Annotated in this window: 16 protein-coding genes and 1 pseudogene; 11 read left to right on the top strand and 6 right to left on the bottom strand. The window is 67.0% G+C overall.

Annotated features, from left to right (window positions below; all coding sequences use genetic code 11):
• Nucleotides 1-14: 14 nt before the first annotated feature.
• Nucleotides 15-1,697, bottom strand: a complete 1,683-nt coding sequence (locus tag ACWPOB_RS12715; RefSeq protein WP_455401109.1) for a PHA/PHB synthase family protein — start codon at nt 1,695-1,697, stop codon at nt 15-17.
• Between the two features lie 974 nt (nt 1,698-2,671).
• Here ACWPOB_RS12715 and ACWPOB_RS12710 point away from each other — a divergent pair.
• The 6 genes and pseudogenes from ACWPOB_RS12710 to ACWPOB_RS12685 all read left to right on the top strand — a co-directional run bounded on the left by ACWPOB_RS12710 (nt 2,672) and on the right by ACWPOB_RS12685 (nt 7,744).
• Entirely contained in the window at nt 2,672-3,394 is a 723-nt protein-coding gene (locus ACWPOB_RS12710) for a GNAT family N-acetyltransferase (RefSeq protein WP_455401018.1), read from the top strand.
• Nucleotides 3,395-3,603: 209 nt separating this feature from the next.
• Nucleotides 3,604-4,404: a hypothetical protein gene (locus ACWPOB_RS12705; protein ID WP_455401017.1), complete on the top strand. Its 801-nt coding sequence runs from the start codon at nt 3,604-3,606 to the stop codon at nt 4,402-4,404.
• A 587-nt stretch (nt 4,405-4,991) separates the two neighbouring features.
• The gene (locus tag ACWPOB_RS12700) at nt 4,992-5,690 is read left to right on the top strand and encodes a UPF0158 family protein (RefSeq protein WP_455401016.1); all 699 of its coding nucleotides are present in this window, start codon (nt 4,992-4,994) and stop codon (nt 5,688-5,690) included.
• Nucleotides 5,691-5,900: 210 nt separating this feature from the next.
• A complete protein-coding gene (locus ACWPOB_RS12695; protein WP_455401113.1) occupies nt 5,901-6,245 on the top strand; it encodes a hypothetical protein in 345 nt (114 codons plus the stop codon).
• Nucleotides 6,191-6,445 carry a DUF3024 domain-containing protein gene (locus tag ACWPOB_RS12690; protein ID WP_455401108.1) on the top strand — a complete coding sequence of 85 codons (255 nt, stop codon included), beginning with the start codon at nt 6,191-6,193 and terminating at the stop codon, nt 6,443-6,445. The genes ACWPOB_RS12695 and ACWPOB_RS12690 overlap by 55 nt, the downstream gene beginning before the upstream one ends.
• Before the next feature lie 469 nt (nt 6,446-6,914).
• Nucleotides 6,915-7,744, top strand: a pseudogene (locus tag ACWPOB_RS12685) (transposase family protein).
• Between the two features lie 7 nt (nt 7,745-7,751).
• On the opposite strand, the gene ACWPOB_RS12680 reads toward ACWPOB_RS12685, so the two are convergent.
• The 5 genes from ACWPOB_RS12680 to ACWPOB_RS12660 all read right to left on the bottom strand — a co-directional run bounded on the left by ACWPOB_RS12680 (nt 7,752) and on the right by ACWPOB_RS12660 (nt 13,964).
• Nucleotides 7,752-8,378 (bottom strand): TetR/AcrR family transcriptional regulator, encoded by a 627-nt coding sequence (locus tag ACWPOB_RS12680; protein ID WP_455401107.1) that lies wholly within the window; start codon nt 8,376-8,378, stop codon nt 7,752-7,754.
• A gap of 56 nt (nt 8,379-8,434) precedes the next feature.
• Nucleotides 8,435-10,447 (bottom strand): 3-hydroxyacyl-CoA dehydrogenase NAD-binding domain-containing protein, encoded by a 2,013-nt coding sequence (locus ACWPOB_RS12675; RefSeq protein WP_455401015.1) that lies wholly within the window; start codon nt 10,445-10,447, stop codon nt 8,435-8,437.
• A gap of 90 nt (nt 10,448-10,537) precedes the next feature.
• Nucleotides 10,538-11,881, bottom strand: a complete 1,344-nt coding sequence (locus ACWPOB_RS12670; protein ID WP_377444606.1) for an MFS transporter — start codon at nt 11,879-11,881, stop codon at nt 10,538-10,540.
• A gap of 73 nt (nt 11,882-11,954) precedes the next feature.
• The gene (locus ACWPOB_RS12665; protein WP_100055724.1) at nt 11,955-12,845 is read right to left on the bottom strand and encodes an HpcH/HpaI aldolase/citrate lyase family protein; all 891 of its coding nucleotides are present in this window, start codon (nt 12,843-12,845) and stop codon (nt 11,955-11,957) included.
• Between the two features lie 348 nt (nt 12,846-13,193).
• On the bottom strand, nt 13,194-13,964 hold the full coding sequence (locus ACWPOB_RS12660) for a TetR/AcrR family transcriptional regulator (protein WP_387432062.1): 771 nt from the start codon (nt 13,962-13,964) through the stop codon (nt 13,194-13,196).
• 77 nt (nt 13,965-14,041) lie between these two features.
• Here ACWPOB_RS12660 and ACWPOB_RS12655 point away from each other — a divergent pair, with 77 nt between their 5' ends.
• The 5 genes from ACWPOB_RS12655 to ACWPOB_RS12635 are packed head-to-tail and all read left to right on the top strand — an operon-like array spanning nt 14,042 to nt 19,672.
• Nucleotides 14,042-14,530: a MaoC family dehydratase gene (locus ACWPOB_RS12655; protein WP_387432059.1), complete on the top strand. Its 489-nt coding sequence runs from the start codon at nt 14,042-14,044 to the stop codon at nt 14,528-14,530.
• A 28-nt stretch (nt 14,531-14,558) separates the two neighbouring features.
• Complete coding sequence (locus ACWPOB_RS12650) at nt 14,559-16,505, top strand: AMP-binding protein (protein WP_100055716.1); 1,947 nt, start codon at nt 14,559-14,561, stop codon at nt 16,503-16,505.
• 10 nt (nt 16,506-16,515) lie between these two features.
• Nucleotides 16,516-17,682: an acyl-CoA dehydrogenase family protein gene (locus ACWPOB_RS12645; protein WP_100055717.1), complete on the top strand. Its 1,167-nt coding sequence runs from the start codon at nt 16,516-16,518 to the stop codon at nt 17,680-17,682.
• Nucleotides 17,682-18,830, top strand: coding sequence for a CaiB/BaiF CoA transferase family protein (locus tag ACWPOB_RS12640; RefSeq protein ID WP_100055718.1), 1,149 nt, complete (start codon nt 17,682-17,684; stop codon nt 18,828-18,830). Before ACWPOB_RS12645 ends, ACWPOB_RS12640 begins: the two co-directional genes overlap by 1 nt.
• A gap of 26 nt (nt 18,831-18,856) precedes the next feature.
• Nucleotides 18,857-19,672: an enoyl-CoA hydratase/isomerase family protein gene (locus ACWPOB_RS12635; RefSeq protein ID WP_377444620.1), complete on the top strand. Its 816-nt coding sequence runs from the start codon at nt 18,857-18,859 to the stop codon at nt 19,670-19,672.
• Nucleotides 19,673-19,678: the final 6 nt, after the last annotated feature.

The following is a 19,678-nucleotide window of genomic DNA, read 5'->3' as shown; positions in this document are numbered from 1 at the left end:
CGGGGGACGGGCGGTCAGCCGGCGGGCAGGTCGCGCACGTACCGGCCGGGAGCGGCGTCGAGCGCGGGGTGCTGCGCACTGCCGGGTGCGGCCGGCGCGGCGGTGTCCTCCCCGCTACGGGCGAGCACCCAGTCGGCCCAGGCCTGCCACCAGCTGCCCTGCTGCCGCTCGGCGTTCTCGAGCCAGGCATCCGGGTCCGGACCGGGTGTGCCCCCGGTCCAGTAGTGTGCCTTCGGGTTGCCGGGCGGGTTGACCAGGCTGGCGATGTGCCCGGAGAAGCTGAGCGCGAATTCGGTGTCTCCACCGAGCAATTGGGTGGTGCGGTAGCAGTTGCGCCAGGCGGTCAGGTGGTCGGCGATGGCGCCCGAGACGAAGGTGGGCACGGTAATCGACTTCAGGTCGATGGGCGTGCCCAGCACGGTGAGCCGGCCGGGCTCGACGAGCCCGTTGTCCCGGAAGATGTCGAGGAACTGACCGTGCAGGGTGCCAGGCAGGTTGGTGCCGTCGTCGTTCCAGGCGAGGATGTCGAAGGCCGGTGGGGTGCGTCCCATGAGGTAGTTGTTGACGACGTAGTTGAATACCAGGTCGTTCGGACGCATCCAGGTGAACGCGGACCCCATGTCGCGGGCGCTGATGATGCCCTTGCGGCGGGACCGGCCCTTGGCGAACCGGATCAGGCCGGGCCGGGCGAACGCGCCGAGCAGTGCCGGATCACCGAAGTCCAGCATCGTCACCGCATAGGCCATGCTGTGCACTCGGGTGTCGCCCTGCGCGGCAAGGTGATTGAGCACCGTGGTGGCGATGATCCCGCCGGCGCAGAAACCGATCAGGTTCACGTCGTCGCTGCCGGTGATCTCCCGCACCTCGTCGATCGCCCGGATCACCCGGCCCGCGTAGGTGTCGAAGTCCCAGTCGCCCTGCTCGGCGGTGGGATTGCGCCACGACAGCAGGAAGGTCTGCAGGCCCCGGCCCACGCTGTACTCGACGAAGCTGCGTCCCGGCCGCAGGTCCAGGAAGTAGTACCGGCCGATCGGCGGGGGCACCACGAGCACCGGCCGGCGGCGGACCGTCTCCGTGGTCGGGGTGTACTGCAGCACCTCGGCGACCTCGTCGCGGGAGATCACCGCACCCGGGGTCACCGCGAGGTCCTTCCCGACGGTGAAGGCGCCGCGCTGGACCATCGACGGCATGCCCCGGTTCTCGATCAGATCGGAGGCGAAGTGCTTGGTGCCGCGCGCGAGGCTGAGTCCGGCGGTATCGAACGCCTCCTTCAGCGCCGCGGGGTTGGTCCATAGGTAGTTCGTCGGGGCCAGGGCCGCGGTGAGGATGTCGGCGGCGAACCTGGCCTCGGCCGTGCGCCGCGGGCCGATCGCGCGACCGACCTCGTCGACGACTCCGTCGACGGCCTCGGTTGCCGCCAGGTAGGTCTGCCCGAGCCGGCGGTAGGCGGGGTTCGCACTCCATGCCGAGTCGGCGAACCGACGGTCCCCCTTCGCCGGGGCCACCGTCGACCGGCCGACGGCGATCTTCGCCAGTTCCCTGCCGAACGACACGCCGTGCCGGGCCACCGCCCGGCCGTGACCGAACACGTCGGCCAGGGCGCCGACGGCCTGCCCGAGCCTCGGTGGCGCGACGTCCTCGCCACCCCCGATCGACTCCTCGACGCTCTCACCGATCACGGTTCGTGCCTGGACCATCATGCGCCTCCCTTCGACTCCTGGATTGTCTCACCGAATTGATGCTGTGACGTCCAACAGTATCGAATTACATTAGGGGGTAAGACATTCAGACGGTATGTAGCCATCTCGGCAGGACCCGGCCGCTCGGGGGCCGGCGCCGGCGAACCAGGACGGGCGTCCAGTCCGCGACCGCGTCCACGCCCGCGAGCCGGAGGTGACGGTCGAGACCGCCGCGGACGAACTCGCTCGGGTGGCGGACCCCGTGCCCCCTGCGGCCATGAGGCCGTAGCCCAGGCTCGTCGGCTCGACCAGGTCCCGGAGATGGTCGCCGATGCCGTGCATCCGCTCGAGGATGTTCCCGTCGAGCAGATCGAGGTGGTGCTCGATTACGACCTGAGGCTACCGCGGTCCCGCCGCCGTCCTGACAGCCGAGTCCGGCAGCCGCGTTCGGCCCAGCCGCGGTTTTCGGTGAAGATGCGCTCCGTGAGGCGCCCGGCTCGGATCTCGAGCAGATCTTCATCGGAAATGCGGACGAAGCCCTACCGCCAGGGGCACACTCGAGACGGGACTTCGTCTTCCCCGGTCCGAACCGGGGAAGAGGGTTGAGTGCAGACCGCCGTCGGTGAGGAGCAGCACCCCGTTCGGGTACGACCACACCGTCAACTACGCCACGTGCTTGTGAGCCCGCGGAAGGAGCCGGGACGCGCGTAGCCCTCCTCGTGTCGGCGCGATCGCTCGGGTTCCGCCATCTCACGGCCCGGACCACCCAGTTGCGGCGCAGAAGACTCCGTGCCCAGGGATCGGCGCAATGCTGTCCGGCCTTGCGTCGGAGATTCGGCGGCCGCATCGAGAGATGAACGTCGAGAAATGGCCACGGCATGCCCGGCCTGACCTGACCGCAGAAGGGGAACCGGTTCGTGTACCGATCGACGTTGCGTCGCCGCCGCCCGCGGTGCCGTGCCCGAACGGCGCCTTCTCCACGGCCCGGTCCGTTGACCGCGAACGATCTTGTCCTGCGAGGCACCACTGCCGCCGATCTCGACGCCACAGCGCAACTGCACATCGAGCAGCTGCCAGTCGGGTTCTTCCCCGCTCTGGGGCCGCGTTTCATGCGTCGCTGGCACAGGACATTCCTCGACTCACCGCATGCAGTGGCGTTCGTCGCGGTGTGTCGGTGCGACTCCGGCGAGGACGTGTGCGCCTTCCTGTTCGGATCGACCGACGAGTCGGCACACATGCGGGCGGTGCTGGCCGACCGCCGCTGCATGCTGGCCCTGGCGTCGACCGCAGCCTTGTCGCTGCTGCATCACCCACCACTGGCGGTGCGGTTCCTGCGCACACGGGCGGGGCCGTGGACCCGACGCCTTCTTCGCACGATCACCTCACGGCCTGCCGCGCACTCGGCCCAGATCGATCCCGTGCCGGTAGCTTTGCTGGCCGCGGTCGCCGTCCGGCCGCCGCTGCGGGGTAGCGGAGTCGGTGCGTGCCTGGTCGAGCTGTTTCTCGCTCATGCGCACGAGCGGGGCGCTGCAACAGCCGAGCTGCTCACCAGCGTCGGCCCGGACGGCGCCGGCGCGTTCTACGAACACCTGGGATGGAGCCCGGTGCGAGAACACCTCACCCGCGACGGCGTCGCCGTACGCAGCTATCGCCACCCCGTCGTGCCTCCGGCCCGCCCCGGCAGTTTCTGCGACCGGTGCGGGACAGATCCCTGATGAATCTGACCCGACGTCAGCTGTTGGCGTTGCTGACCGTGGGCTCGGCCGCCGCAGGGGCGTCGTGCGCCGTCGAGTCGACCCCGCCCGAACCTGCGCACCCGGCAAGCACGCCGACACCGCAGCAACCTCACCCTGGTCCCGGAGCCGGCCCACTTCGTTCTCCGTTGTCCGCCGAGGCGAGCCGCTGGCGGCCGGCCCCAGGCGAAGTGTCCCCCGAGGTCAAGCGCACCGCGGCGGCGTTTCTGGAAACCGCCGGCAACTGGAGCGACGACGGGACGGCCGTCGACAACCTCGTCCGGGCCGGCGCCTCACCGGCGGCGGCAGCGACCGCGTCCGTCCTCCAACCGTCCACCGCCCGCGCCGGGGAACTGACGGTGGTCTATCCGCAGTACGGCGGGCTGGCCCGCGACACCGCGGCGGTGATCGCCTTGGTCGGGCAGAACCTGCGCACCGTCTCGGGGCCCTGGATCCGAGAACTCGTCGTGGACGTGCGGCTGGCCCGAGAACCCGGCGGCAGCTGGACCGTCGAGCGAGTCGTCCCACCGACCTCGCTGGGTTCGCCGCTGCCGTTGACCGACACGGCCGCAGCGGTGCTCGCCAACCCGAAGATCGTCCTGCCGGACCCCGCCCGGAGCGACGTCCGCACCGGCAGGATCGACACCCAGCTGCTGGCGATACTCCACGCACTGTCCCGGGAGTTCACCCTGACAGTCCAGGTGATGCATACCGGCCACATCCAGACGGTGTTTCCGACCGCGCGGGTGTCCAACCACGCCGTCGGACGAGCCGTGGACATCCGCGAGATCGACGGTCGGCCGGTGGTCGCCCCGGCCGGTGACGATCGACCGCTTCGACTGATGCGGCGAGCCGCCGAGTTGGGGGCCACCGAGGTCGGTGGGCCCGTCGACCTCAACGGAGTACGCAAGGGCTTCTTCTCCGACCGCGTCCACCACGATCACGTCCACCTCGGTATCACCCCCGGCGACCCGCCGGCCCACCTGCGGTAGGGTGCTCGTCCCTGCAGGAGCTGCACCAGGTCACCGCATCGGGCACCCACAACAGCGGTTCCTGCTTTGCCCGCAGATGGTGGTAGGTCGGACCGCCGTTCCATTCGGGCCGGACACCCTGTACCCGAGCTGCTGCCGCACCCCACAGGTCAGGAGCATCGGCGAATCCGAATCCCTGGACGTTCGGGCACAGCGGCTCCGCGTCGTTGTTGTGGACCTACTGAAAGGTCACTGCGAAGGCCACCCGTTCCGGCGGGTGGTGAGCCGTGGAAGTGCCGAGGTCGACGGGGCATTCACCCAGGCTCGTGGGATCGACCAGGTCCCGGAGATGGTCGCCGATGCTGTGCCTCTGCTCGCGGATGTTCCCGTCGGGGAGATCAGTCCGCAACGGGATTTGCAGCTCGACCGTGAGGCAGTCTGAAAAGCGAGCTTCTCGTTTCATGTCGGTGCGGGAGAGTCATGGGCCGTATGGTCCTGGGCGCTCGTCATATCGGACGGTGCGGCTGTCACCAGCAGCAGGGAAGTGGTCGACCGGAAGGGCGAAACGATGCCGCGTCGGGGGCCGGTGCGATTATCGTCGGCACTCGATGGACACCGGCTGGGACGAACACTCGGTGCGGGCGCTGCGTGCCGCTCTGCACACGAGTACCGACACGATCCTCGATCTGGTGCGGGGACGACCCCTCGATGCGGTCTTGCAGTTGATCGGAGACGCGCTCGTCGCGGCCGTCGACGATCAGCTGCCCGGCGCACGGGAGGTGGCCACCCGGTGCGCCGCGGCGCTGCACGTGCGCGGCTGGACCGGAGACGCGGAGCTCGCCGACCAGCTCGAGGCCGCACTGGCCCGGGCCACTCCGACGCTCCGGCCACTGGCGGTCGATCTCGACGAGCTGTCATCGCTGCTCGAAGGCGACGTCGTCTACGGCGGCGGCCGTCTCGACCTCGAGACCGGGCACACGTGGCCGGCCATGGTCATCGACGAGATGTCCGACGACGACGCGGACGGCGACCCCGACCGCTGGTTGTTCGTCGAGTGCGTCGGATCGCGCCCCGGTTACCGCGACATGGAGGTGTTCCTCGACTCGGTGGCCGATCCCGCCCTGGCCGAGCAGCTGCGCATCGCGCTCTGCGGACGAGGCGCTTTCCGCCGCTTCAAGGACGTGCTCTCGCAGTCGCCCAACGAGTTTCACCGGTATCGGCTGTTCTCGGACGAACGCAGAGCTGGTCGCGCCCGCGCATGGCTCACAGACCAGGGGTATCGGGTACGTCCCCGCCATATCGGATAGGTACCGGGCTCGCGGATCACGAGACGGGCCCGGAGTCGAGTCCTTTGACAGCGTGCTCGTCGGCGATCTGCGTCATTTCCTCGAGCTGCCGGACGAGGCTCCCGGCCCGGCGCGCCGTCTCGCCGAGCAGTTGGGTGCACTGGTGCGGGTCGCCACCGCCGGGGATCGGGGTCCGCTGGGTCAGTGCGCTGCCGTGCCGAGGAGCCCGGTGTGCACCACCTCCGGATCCCGGACGAGGTGGCCACGACGCTGTGGGAGCTCACGCTGCTCGATACCGACTGCGAACGGGCCGTCTTCCGCGCGTACGTTAGCGGCGACGAGATCGTCCTGCCGGTGAGCGACGACGATCTCGAGGAGCTGATCGGGGACGTGGACATCGCCGACAACCACGAACCGAATCGCCGCCGCCGACAGTGCCACGGCACCGCCTTCACCGTGCTCGACGCGGCGGCCGAGAACCCACATCGCTCCCCGCTGACCACCGTGGCCTCCGGCGGCGGATCCGACGAGGTGCCGGCGCGGCCGACGCCCGCGGCATCGCGGCGCGCCACCTGACGATCGTCGGACGACGCGCCCCCTGGCGCGCCGACCTCGGATCGAAATGGACCAGCCTGCCCGTCGCCCGGCTGCGCTACACCGAGACCACGAAGACACTGACCCTGTACTGGCGCGACCGCACTGTCCGCTTCCACGCCCTGCGGCAGTCCCCTGAAATGTCCGAGGATTTTGACAAGAGGATGAGAATCCCTTGGTGACAAGACTTTGGAAGCCCCAGGTCAGGGGTGTGTGCGACTGGCAAGTTCGACCGGAACCTACAGTTTTTGCAGGTTCCGCGACCGGGTGTCACTTTCCAAATTTCGTGTCACTCGGGACAGCGCTGGATGCGTGGCGAGGATCAGCTGGAGCCCACCCTCCGGGGTTCAGCGTCGCAGTCCCGACTGATCCTGATCTCCCCGTGGCTGGATCTGACATTGTCGAATCCCCCGCATCGTGGCAGTCGAGAAGCGGATCCGTGGTTGAACCGGACCGGTCCGACCCTGGCGGGGCGCGCCTGGGCAGGAGCCTCGAATCAAACAGAAGGCCTGGTTATCGGGTCCATCTCATTGAGGTTCTCTCGGTGAGTTGATCTTGCTTGGGCGGTGTCAGGGCCGGATCGCCAAGAGACGCAGAGCCCCTGGTAGGACTGGATTTGCGAAGATCAAGTCCACGAACCAGAGGCTCCACGTGACCACCTATTCAGCCACGCTCGACGTCCCTCGACCGCTCGCCCAGTACCTGGGTCGACTGTTGCAGGCCGACCGCCGCGCACGCGGTACCCGCAGGGGCCGCCGGGCCCTGACCGCGTTCGCCCAGGCGGTACTCGTGCTGCGCTGGTTCCGACAGGACACCGCGCTCACCGCCCTGGCCCGTGACGCCGGCATCTCGATCGCGCGGCTACCGGTACCAGCCGCGAGGGCATCGACGTGCTCGCCGCCCAGGCCCCGGAACTGCCCGACGTGCTGCGCGACCGCCTCGCCGCCGGCGAGACCCACGTGATCCTCGACGGCACCCTCATACCCAGCGACCGGGTCGCCGAGACCACCCTCGGCAGCAGAGGCACCCCGATCCACCTGTGGTATTCCGGTAGACACCGCCGATTCGGCGCGAACATCCAGTTCGTGGCGACCGCGGACGGATTCCCGCTGTGGGTCTCCGACGCGCTGCCGGGCAGCACCCACGATCTGACCGCCGCCCGCGCACACCGGGTCACCGGAGCCCTGTACGCCGCCGCGGCCCAGGGCCTTGCCACCCTCGCGGACAAGGGCCACCAGGGCACCGGCATCGGTATCCACACGCCCACGAAAGCCCCTGCCGACGGCAACACCCTCGACGCCGACACCGTGTGTCGCAACATGCTGCTGACCAGTCTGCGGTGCCTCGGCGAACATGCCGCTGCGCTGCTCACCACGCGATGGAAGGCACTCGACAGGATCACCCTGTGCCCCAAAAGAATCGGTTCCATCACCAAGGCGGCGCTCATGCTCACGCAATTCGAGCACGCAGGCCGCTACTGAGAAAACCTCATTGGCGGCCGATCCCGTGAAGGACGAGGGCTTGTGCGTTTCGGATCAGGGATTGGAGGGTGCCTCGTTCAGGATCCCACCATTCGTTCGACCAGCTCAGGGCTCCGATGATCAGCCCCTGCGCTGCATACAGGTTCAATCCGGGGTGAAGCTGGCCGGCTTCGGCCGCCTCTGCCAGATGCCGTCGCCAGATCGCGCCGTACTCGCGGCGCAATTCCTGTTGGCGTTCTCGGATGGCATCGGGCATCTGGCTCATGTTCCGCGTCGATGCCGCCGCGTAGTGCGAGATCGTCAGCGCGACCTCCAGATGGCCGCCGACAGCCGCGAGGATCCGATCGAGTGGCGTCGCGGTTGCGGGAAGTGCCTCGATGACAGCGGTCACGTGCTCGATGAACCGGCGGTGCCCGACCGTCATTACCTCATCGACGAGATCCTCGCGCGAGGGGAAGTGGCGGTAGATCGCCGGCGTCTTGATTCCGACGATCTCCGCGATGTCAGAGAGCTTGGTTCCCCCGTACCCTTCCCTGTACATAACCTCTGCGGCAGCATCCAGAATGAGCTGGCGGGTGGACGCGCCGTCGCGCACAGCAGTTTCTCCACCCTGTCGCTTGTTCGGAGCATCCATGGTCACTGCTCCACGGTAGTGGATCGCAGGCACGACCCTGTCGCCGTGGGTGCGCGTCACGGCCGTGTGCGAACTTCGTCCAGGCACCGCGCGACAGGTTCCGGGAGTTGCCCCCGTGCTGCGGGTTCTGCCACTGCGAACGTCACGGGGCAGGATTCGTGCACCACAGCGAGGGCACTGATGAGCGCGCTGTCCCCCCAGGTAGACATCGCTCGGATCGGACCACCAAGCGCCTTGGGAAAGGCGAACCCTTCGGTCATGGCGACATCGATGTCGGACGCGCGTCCGGCGACTCCGGAGTCCACCAGGGCCGCGGCCGCAGCCAGCATCGACGCGAGGACTCGGTTTCGGATCTCCGCATCGTCGATCCGGCGCGGCTCGATCCCCTTGATCCCCCGTTCGGTGTCGATGATCGTGTCGACCTCAGGATCAGGCTCTCCACGTCGAGAACCCTCCGGATACCTAAACCACCCTGCTCCGGTCTTCTGCCCGAGTCGGCCTGCTTCACAGAGCCGATCGGGGATCGCGACATAACGTTGCTGCGGATCCCTGGTCGCCGCCAGCCGCTTGCGCCGTGCCCAGGCAATGTCCAGGCCGGACATGTCGGCCACAGCGAAGGGGCCGAACGGCATGCCGAGCCCGTGCATCGCACGATCCACGTCGGCGGGTGAGGCGCCTTCCTCCACCAGGAATTCGACCTGGGTGCGGTAGTCGGCGTAGACGCGATTGGCGACGAACCCGTCGTCGATACCGGCCGGAATGCCGACTTTGTCAAGTGTGGTGATGATCCGGGCGAGGGAAACTGCGGTGGTGTCGTCGGTCGCCGGAGTGCGGATCAGCTCGACGAGGGGGTTGCGGTGCGGCGGATTGAAGAAGTGCAGCCCCGCGAATCGGTTCCGGTGCACGAGCGCATGCGACATCTCGTCGAGATCGAGATACGAGGTGTTGCTCGCGATCACCGTGTCGTCACGCAGGGTGGTCTCGAGAGCTCTGAGCAACTCGGTCTTGACCTCCATATCCTCGAACACCGCGTCGATGACGAGATCGGCATCCGCCAGGCCGGTGATGTCGGTGGCGGCGCGGATCCCGCTTTCCTCGGCTGCGAGTCGTTCCACTGCGGCGAGATTTCTGTCGTAGACGACGACCGTGTAACCGTGATCGGCGAAGGTTCGGGCGAGGGAGGCACCCATGGTTCCCGCGCCGGCGATGCCCACCGTTCGCACTGCCGGGGCGGCGGGTGAGCGGAGAGCCTTCGCCGCCGCACGGCGCGCGAAGAACAGGTACCGCAGGTTACGTGCTTCGTCCGATTTCCGGAGTCTGTCGAAGACGGCGCGTTCGGTGGTGAGTGCCTCGTGGACGTCGCCGTCGCCTGCGCGCCGAACCAGGTCGACCGCTTCGAGCACGTTCGGGCGTGCTCGTCGGCTCACTCGCGCGATGGCCGCGTCGACGTCCTCTTCGCGTGCGGAGGGCACCGGCCGGTCGATCACCCGAGATTTGGCCGTCATGGACCGTGCCAGCTCGACCGCACGAGCGACGAGACTGTCTGTCGGAACGATCTCGTCGAGTAGTCCGACGCGGAGTGCCTCCTCACTGTCGATTCGTCGCGCCGACGTCACCAGATCGATGGCGGTGGGGACACCGGTGAGGCGAGGCGTGCGCACGGTCCCTCCGGCACCGGGCACCATTCCGAGGGTGACCTCGGGGAACCCGAGCTGCACGGAGGGATCCCCGATCCGGCGATCGCAGCCGAGAACGAATTCGAGCCCACCGCCCAGAGCGAGACCGGTGATCGCGGCGACCACCGGCACGTCGAGATTCTCGAGGGCTGCGATGACGGACGGCAGTTGCGGCTCTGTGAGCTCGCCGGCGAACTCGTTGATGTCCGAGCCGGCATAGAAATGTTGCAGTTCGGAGGCGACGACCACCGCGTCGACCGTGGAATCCGCGGCAATTTCTTGTAGCGTCCGGGCGAGGTCGGCTCTCAGGGACGCGTTGCCCATGTTCACGGGTGGGTTGTTCAGATAGATCACTGCGATCGATCCACGACGATCCGTGGTTACCGTCGACATGCTCAAACCTCTCGTCTGTGGAAATGAAGGGCGCCGAAACCCGAGAAGCCGGCACAGCGACATGCTGTGCCGGTTCCTCAGCGCGTCAGGTCACTGTTCGACACCTTCGGCGCTGCGGGCGATCAACTCGGCGTTGGTGTTCTCGTCGACTCCCTTGAACCCGAACCACGCGACGGAGGCGGCGATCAGGGAGATCAGCGCGAGGTAGTACCCGGGCGCCAGCTCGACGGAGGTTCCTCCCAGCCAGGTGGCCACGTAGGGGGCGGTGCCGCCGAAGACGGCGATGGAAATCTGGTAGGGGACTGCGCCGGCAGAGAACCGGATGCGGGCGGGGAAGAGGTCGACCATGGAGACCGCCACGATGGAGGTCACACCGGCGGCGAAGAATGCGATTCCCATCAGGGCCAGCAGTGACGATGCGAATGTTTGCTGCTGGAGCAAGAAGAACGCCAGGGGGGCGAACACGGCCATGCCCAGGGAGGAGAACATCGCGACCTGGCGTCGGCTGAGCTTGTCCACGCACAGTCCGTAGAACGGGGACACGCAGGTATAGAAGAGCAGTGCGACGGCCAGGGCGCTGAGCGATGCGGTGTAGGTCAGCTCCGACACCTTCATCATGTAGGCCACTGTGAATCCGGTGAGCATGTAGAAGGAGACGCCGTTGAGCATGTTCCACCCGAACACCGTGGCCATCGATTTCTTCGCCACGCGGAAGCCCTCGGCGAGGGGCGCGGACTCGACCTGGCCGGAGTCGCGCACCGCCTGGAATTCGGGGCTCTCCTCGATTCGCATCCGCAGGATGATGGCGATGACACCCAGCGGCCCGGACAGCAGGAACGGGATGCGCCAGCCCCACGAGCTGAGGTCGGCCTCGGTCAGCGACGAGGTCACGATGAGTGACACCACAGCTGCGGTGGCGGTCCCGACTCCGACGGCAGCGGGCGACAGGGAACCGTACCGGCCGCGCCATCCTCGCGGAGCGTGCTCGACCACGTAGATCGTGGCGCCGGCGTACTCGCCGCCGGCGGACAGCCCCTGGAACATCCTGAGGGCAACGAGCAGGACGGTGGCCCAGACGCCGATGCTGGCGTAGGTGGGCAACAAGCCCAGCAGGACGGTCGACAGGCTCATGAGGATCACGGCGGCCAGGAGGGATGCGCGTCGGCCGATGCGGTCGCCGATCCAGCCGAAGACGAATGCGCCGAGCGGGCGGATGAGGAACCCCAGGGCGAATACCGCGAAGGTGGACAGGAGCGCCGCGGTCGGGTCGGACGCCGGGAAGAACAATACCGAAATGGTCACGGCAAAAAAGCCGTACAGACCGAAGTCGTACCACTCGATGAAGTTGCCGATCACGCCGGCGTAGATGGCACGGCGGCGCGCCGCCGATTCGGTGACATGCACCGGTGGTGTGGACACGTCGGAGGTGGGCATGGCGATCCTTCTGGATGGCTCGGGAAAGGGGGGAGGGGTACGGCACCGGTGAAGTGCCGATCCGAGGTCGGGATCAGACTGCGGACACTGCCTCGGCAAGGGCGATGACGCCTTCGGCGGTCTTGGCGTGGGCGAGATCGATGTGCTGGCCTTCGAAGTCGACCGCGCCGTGCCCCTGTGCCTCGGCATCACGGAAGGCCTGCACCATGCGACGGTAGAATTCGACCTTCTCGGGCGACGGCGTGAAGACCTCGTTGGTGATCTCGACATGGGACGGGTGGATGAGGGCCATGCCCCGGTAGCCGAGTCGACGATTGTCCTCCGCAAATGTCCGGAACCCGTCCAGGTCCTTGATGTCCTGCCACACGCCACCGATCGGGTGGTGCAGCCCGTTTGCCCGGCATGCGAGCACGATGCGGCTGCGCAGGTAGAGGGTTTCGAGGCCCTCGGGCGTAAATTCGAATCCGAGTTCCCGTCCGACGTCGGCGTTCGGTCCCGTCGCGCCGAGGAGCGAGGCGACACGCGGCACGGCGGCAGCCATGTCCTCGCAGTTCGCCATCGACGATGCGGTTTCGAGGCTCAGGAGCAGTCCGATCTCCCCTGCAGGGAGGTTCCGGGTCTCCTCGAGATGGGACACGACGGCATCGATCTGGATGATGTCCTTGGCGTCGAAGGTTTTGGGGAGCAGCAGTCCTGCGACACCGGGGACAACGACTGCGTCGAGGTCGGCGCCCATCAGTCCGGTGACGCGACTATTCGGTCGCACCCATACATCGGCGCGAATGCCCTGGTCATGGAGTCGAGAGATCGACTCGACGACAGTCTTCCGGGCGAGTTCCTTGTCCGAGGAGGGAACCGAGTCCTCCAGGTCGAGAATGATCGCGTCGGTGCCCGTCGCTACGGCTTTGTCGGCCCATGATCCCTTGTGTCCCGGGACGAAGAGCATGGAACGATACGGTCGCAATGTGGTCATGGAGGGGTATCTCCTTCGAGGTCTTACGCTTCCGGCCATGCTCGACGCACAGGCGCGGACGGGCAGTTTGACGGAATGAAATTCCGTATCAACGGAATTGGACTCAGTGTGGAGTGATCGCGATGAAGGCGCCGGCACCTCTCACTGTGTGAATCTATCGTAGATTAACGTGATGCAGATGACAATAGGTGAGTCGGGCCAAAGCGCTACGACAGTTCGACACCGAGAAATGTGAGTTCCGCAATGTCGCTGACACTGCCGTTGATCCGGTGGGCGGGCCGTGCCGGCTTCCAGGCCGGGGCCGCTGCTCTGGCCGGTGGTTTACGAGGCGGGAGCCCGCTAGAAGTGCGGCTCGATGAACACGGGGGAGGCGATCTCAGGAGGCCGGTTCTCCAAGCCCCTGCGAACAATGATCTGCGCGGTCTCGATCGTATCCTCGAGAGAAACGCTTTCCGGGCGCCACCATTCCACGGCCCAGTTCAGAGCGCCGAAGATGAGCATGCGGGTGAGGAACGGGTCGGCATCACGCCTGATGAGGCCGGCTTCGTGGGCGTCGTTGATGAGACCACGCCACAGCGCGCCGTAGGTTTCCTCGTCGACCCGAATCGCGTCGCGCATCGACTCGGGCAACTGCCGCGAGTTGCGCACCGCAGCGATGGTGTATTCCGACATCCCGAGGGTCACACGAAGATGCGCATCGACCGCAACCGCAATGCGTTCCAGCGGGTCGGTATGCGCGGGCAACCCGTCCAGGGCATCGCGAACATGCATGTTGACCTGCGTCGTTCCCTCGCGGATGACCTCTTCGACCAGCGCCTCCCGAGACGGGAAGTGGTAGTAGATCGCAGCCGCCTGCAGGCCGGCCTCCTTGGCGACCTCCGAGAGGCGGGTGCCGACGTAACCTCGCCGGCCGATCACCCGCGCAGTCGCATCCATGATGCGCTCGCGAGTTCGCGCAGCTTTGGTTCCAGCGGCCGAGGGTGACTCGGTCCCGCGTGTCGTGTCGGTCATCGGTTCGAAATTAGCACAGGACACGCCGTTGACGGCAACGTTAATCTGCGTTAGATTAACGTTGCCGATGGCGGCGCAGATCCCGCCTTCGACGTCCACTCCGCGCACAGCGGATGCGAAATCTCCCCGGAGCCTGGCCCGCATTGCCAGGCGTTCTCCCCAGACACCAGACGTATTTGACAAGGCAACACACGGAAAGGCAGGGCGCAGACATGCCCGGTTTGTACTTCGAGGAATTCGAACCCGGTCTCGTCATCGACCACCCCACGAGGCGGACCGTTTCCGAGTACGACAACGTGCTGTTCAGCTCGCTGACGCTGAATCTCGCGCCACTTCACTTGGACGCGGAGTACAGCAAGGATACCGAATTCGGCCAGCGGCTGGTCAACAGCCTCTACATCCTCGGACTGGTCTGCGGCGTCCCGGTGCCCGAGACCACCCTCGGTACGACGGTCGCGAATCTCGGGTTCGAGGAGATCACCTTCCCCAAGCCGGTATTCCACGGCGACACGATCCACGTTCGCACCGAGATCATCGGCAAGCGAGAATCCAAGAGCCGCGCGGATGCCGGCATCGTGTTCTTCCGCCACCTCGGCCTCAATCAGCGCGACGAGATCGTCTGCGACGCGCGACGCAACGGCCTCATGCTCAAGCGCCCCAGCTGACCCATCCACCACACAAGAAGGACGTGCAATGAAGGGTCAATGCGTCTTCGGAACCTCCTCCTCGCCCGCCTGGATCCCGACCGAGAAGATCATTTCCCGCAACCGGCTGCTCGGCGCGATGAAGCAGTGGGGATACGACTCCGTCGAGGACCTGCATACCGCGTCGATCGACGACCCCGAATGGTTCTGGCGGGCCGTGATCGAGGATCTCGACATCGAATTCGCGCGGCCGTTCACCGCGGTGCTCGACGACTCCGCCGGCAAGCCCCTTCCGCAGTGGTTCACCGGAGGGGAGATCAATCTTGCGCACCTGTGCTCGCACCGCTTCGCGACCGGTGAGGTCGCCGATCGGGACGCGATCGTCTATGAGGCCGACAACGGCGTGCGCCGGTCGCTGACCTTCGCCGAACTCGACCGTGAGGTGCGCCGCTTCGCCGCTAACCTGCAGGGCCTCGGGGTCGGCAAGGGCGACCGGATCGTGTTGTTCGCCCCGGTGGTCACCGAGACCGCGGTGGCATTCCTTGGCGCCGCCATGATCGGCGCAGTGGTCGTGCCCGCGTTCTCCGGATACGGCGCCGAGGCCGTGGCCTCTCGCATCCGCAGCTCCGAGGCGGTCGTGCTCGTGACCGCAGACGCCACGACGCGCCGAGGCAAGCGGGTCCCTCTCAAAGAGACCGCGGACGAGGCACTCGCCGATACGTCGTCGGTCCGCACGGTCATCGTGGTGCGCAACCTCGGAGACGACGCTCCGATGACCGCAGATCGGGACGTCTACTGGGACGAGCTCCCCGCAGACCCCGACCCCGTCGAGACCGCACACACCGACCCCAATGATCCCGTGGTGATCGCCTACACCTCCGGAACCACGGGCGCACCGAAGGGCATCGTCCACTCCCACGGCGGCCTGGCCGTCAAGTGCGGCGTCGACGCGGCGTACGGGTTCGACGTCCACCAGGGCGATGTCGTCGCCTGGATCGCCGACATCGGATGGATGCTCTACGGCGTCCTCCTGATCGGAGTCCTCCAGCACGGCGCCACGCTCGTGCTGACCGAAGGGGTGCCCACGTACCCGAGCCCCTCCCGGCTGTGGGAGATCGTCGAACGCAACGGTGTCACCCTTCAAGGAATCGCGCCGACCGCCGCACGCGCCGTCATGGCCGTCACGCAGGACGAGGCGATCGAACACGATCTCTCCACGCTCGTCTCCTTCGCTTCCACTGGCGAGGCCTGGGACGAACCCACGTGGCGGTGGCTGTTCGACCATGTCGGCAAGGGCGAACGTCCGATCGTCAACTACAGCGGCGGCACCGAGGTCCCCGGCGGGATCGTCGTCTGCTACCCGTTCCTCGCCGCCGACGCGGCGTCGTTCAACGGCCCCATGCTCGGCATGGAAGCCGCCGTCCTCGACGCGACCGGTACGCCGGTCTTCGACGAGATCGGTGAGCTGGCCGTGATGAACACCTGGCCCGGCATGACGCATTCGTTCTGGCGGGACACCGACCGCTACCTGAAGACCTACTGGGACACCTTCCCCGATGTGTGGGTCCACGGTGACCTGGCGAGCGTGTCACCCTCCGGGAGCTGGAAGATCCACGGTCGGTCGGACGACACGATGAAGGTGTCCGGTCGGCGGATCGGGCCGGCCGAACTCGAGGCCGCGCTCCTCAAGGATTCCCGCCTCGTCGAGGTCGCCGTGATCGGTGTGCCCGACGAGCAACGCGGACAGAAAGTCGTCGCCTTCGTCGTCGTCAAGGACGAGGACGTCGATCAGGACGACCTCGTGTCCACGGCCGAACACAACGTCGGGCGGTCGTTCGCCCCCACCGTCCACGTCGTCTCGGCACTGCCGAAAACCAAGAACGGCAAGATCATGCGCCGCGTCATCCGCGCACGCCATCTCGACGAACCGACGGGTGACCTCGCCGCACTCGACTCGCCGGAAAGCCTCGGCGCCATCCCCCGTCTGCAGAAGTAGGAGAGTACTCATGAGCACCATCACCGACGAGAGCACCGTCGACGTCGTCCGGAAGGCGACACGAGAGCTGGCCCGCAGCTTCGACCTGGAGTACTGGCGGCAGAAGGACAAGAAGGCCGAGTACCCGCGCGAGTTCGTCAAGGCGTTCGCCGACGGCGGCTGGCTGGGCTTGATCATTCCCGAGGAGTACGGCGGACTCGGACTCGGCATGACCGAGGCGGCCGTGATGCTCTACGAGATCTCCGCCTCCGGTGCCGCCAACAGCGGCGCCTCGGCGATCCATTTCTCGATCTTCCCGCCCGCCCCGATCATCAACTTCGGGTCCGAGGCGATGAAGAAGCAATGGCTGCCGAAGATCGCCAGCGGTGAGATCCTCATGTGTTTCGGCGTCACCGAACCCACCGCCGGCGTCGACACCTCCCGCATCCGCACCATGGCCAAGAAGGTCGACGACGGCTGGGTCGTCAACGGCCAGAAGGTGTGGATCAGCAACGCACAGAACGCCGACAAGATCCTGCTGCTCACCCGCACCTCGCCGCGCGACGATAACAACCCGCTCGACGGCATGACGATCTTCTTCACCGACATGAACCGCGACCACATCACGGTCCGCGAGATCGAGAAGTGCGGCCGCTCGGCCCTCGACTCGAACGAGCTGTTCATCGACAATCTCCCGGTGCGGGACGACGAGGTCGTCGGTGAGGTCGGCAAGGGATTCCAGTACCTGATCGACGGACTCAATCCGGAGCGCATCGTCGTCGCCATGGAGCAGATCGGTATCGGTCGCGCCGCGATGGACATCGCTGTCCAGTACGCCAAGGACCGGGTCGTGTTCGACCGACCCATCGGCAAGAACCAGGCCGTGGCACATCCGCTGGCCGACTCGTGGATCCGCCTCGAGGCCGCCGAGCGCATGGCCATGCACGCGGCGTACCTGTTCGACACCGGCCAGAGGTGCGGCAAGGAGGCTGCCGCGGCGAAATTCCTCGGCGCCGAAGCCGGATTCGAGGCCTGCGACCGGGCGATGTCGACCCTGGGCGGCTACGCCTACTCGAAGGAGTACCACATCGAGCGGCTGTGGCGTGAATGCCGCCTGCAGAAGAACGCGCCGTTCTCGCAGGAGATGGTGCTCAACTTCGTCTCGCACAACGTGCTCAAGCTCCCGAGGTCGTACTGATGACCGCGCGGGACGGTGTCGGCGCACTCGCCGGCGTCCGGGTCGTCGTCCTCGAAGGACTCGGACCGACTCCGTTCATCTCGATGCTGCTGTCCGACATGGGAGCCGAGGTCGTCCGTGTCGCCCGCCCGCGGCACCGTTCCGCGCGCGAGATCGGCCAAACCACAGGACTTTCCCCGGAACGGGACGTGGTCAATCGCGGGACGAGTTCCGTGGAGGTCGACCTGAAAGACCCCGCCGGCATCGAGTCCGTGCTCCGCCTGCTCGACTCGGCGGACATCTTCATGGAAGGCTACCGACCGGGCGTTGTCGAACGGCTCGGCCTCGGTCCCGACGTGGTCCTCGACCGCAATCCGGCGATCGTGTTCGCGCGGATCACCGGCTACGGCCAGTCGGGGCGATTGGCGAAGTCCGTCGGCCACGACATCAACTACGTCGCGCAGTCCGGTGTACTCCACACGCTGGGGCACCCCGATGCACGCCCCCGCCCGGCGGTGAACTACCTCGGTGACTACGCCGGCGGCGGGGCCCTCGGCGCGTTCGGCATCGTCTGCGCCGTCCTCGAGGCCACCCGGTCCGGGCAGGGGCAGGTCGTCGACGTGTCCATGGTCGACGGTGCGGCGCTGCTCACCGCGCGGATGCAGGGATTGCGCGCTGCGGGCTTGTTCTCCGACGAACCCGGAACCAACCACATCGACAACGGCGCGCCGTTCTACGACACCTACCGGTGCGCCGACGGGCGATTCGTCGCAGTGGGCGCCCTCGAAGCGGACTTCTACCGGGCGTTCCTCGCCGGACTGGGCTCCGATACCGCCGCATGGCCCGACCGGGACGACGAAGAGAACTGGCCGCAGCTGAGGACCTTGATCGAGGACCGGATCGGCACCCGATCGATGGCCGAGTGGACCGAGATCTTCGACGGCACCGACGCCTGCGTCACACCGGTGCTGAACTTCCCCGAGGCCGCGCGCGACGCGCACAACGTCGAACGCGGCGTGTACGTCGACGTGGACGGAATTCTCCATCCCGCGCCCTCACCGCGTCTGCACCGGACCCCGGCCCGCCGACCGGGCCTGTCCGCCCGCGAGGGAGCCACCGTCGACGACGTCCTCACCACCTGGTCCACCCCCGCCGACCTCACCTCCTGACCCCACCCGTCACGAAGGAAACGCCCATGCTGTCCACGTACAAGCAGTTCTCCAGCCTGAAGTTCGAGAACAACCATCCCGGCGTGCTCGAACTCGTCTTCGACGGGCCCAATCTCAACGCCGTGACCGAAGACCAGCATCGCGAACTGGCGCTCATCTGGCAGGTGATCGACCGCGACCCCGAGGTCCGCGTGGTTCTTGTGCGCGGCGTGGGCAAAGCCTTCTCCGCCGGCGGCAGCTTCGACATGGTCGAGGCGCAGATCGCCGACCACCGAATCAACATGCGGGTGATGCAGGAAGCGCGCGACCTCTACTACAACATCATCGGCTGCTCGAAACCCATCGTGTCCGCGATTCACGGTCCCGCCGTGGGAGCGGGACTGGTGATCGCACTCATGGCGGACATCTCGGTCGCCGCGAAGGACGCGCGGATCATCGACGGGCACACCCGGCTCGGCGTCGCAGCCGGCGATCACGCCGCGGCGGTGTGGCCGCTCCTGTGCGGCATCGCGAAGTCGAAGTACCTGCTCATGACGTGCCGTGAGATTTCCGGCGCCGACGCGGAACGCGCGGGTCTGGTGTCGGTCTCGGTCGACAAGGAGGATCTGCTCGACACCGCCACGACCGTGGCGACCGATCTGGCGTCGGGGGCGCAGGACGCGATCCGCTGGACGAAACAGGCGATCAACGGCTGGTACCGCCAAGCAGGGCCGATCTTCGACTCGTCGCTCGCCCTCGAGTTCCTCGCATTCAACGGCCCCGATGTCCGGGAGGGCGTCGGCTCACACCGCGAGCGGCGCGCTCCGCAGTTCGCTCCGAACGCAGCCCACGAACTCGCCTGAGGTGAC

Source organism: Rhodococcus sp. 2H158, from assembly GCF_053764755.1.
The sequence above is the reverse complement of the archived record's forward strand: the minus strand, read 5'-3'. Positions and strand labels throughout refer to the sequence as shown.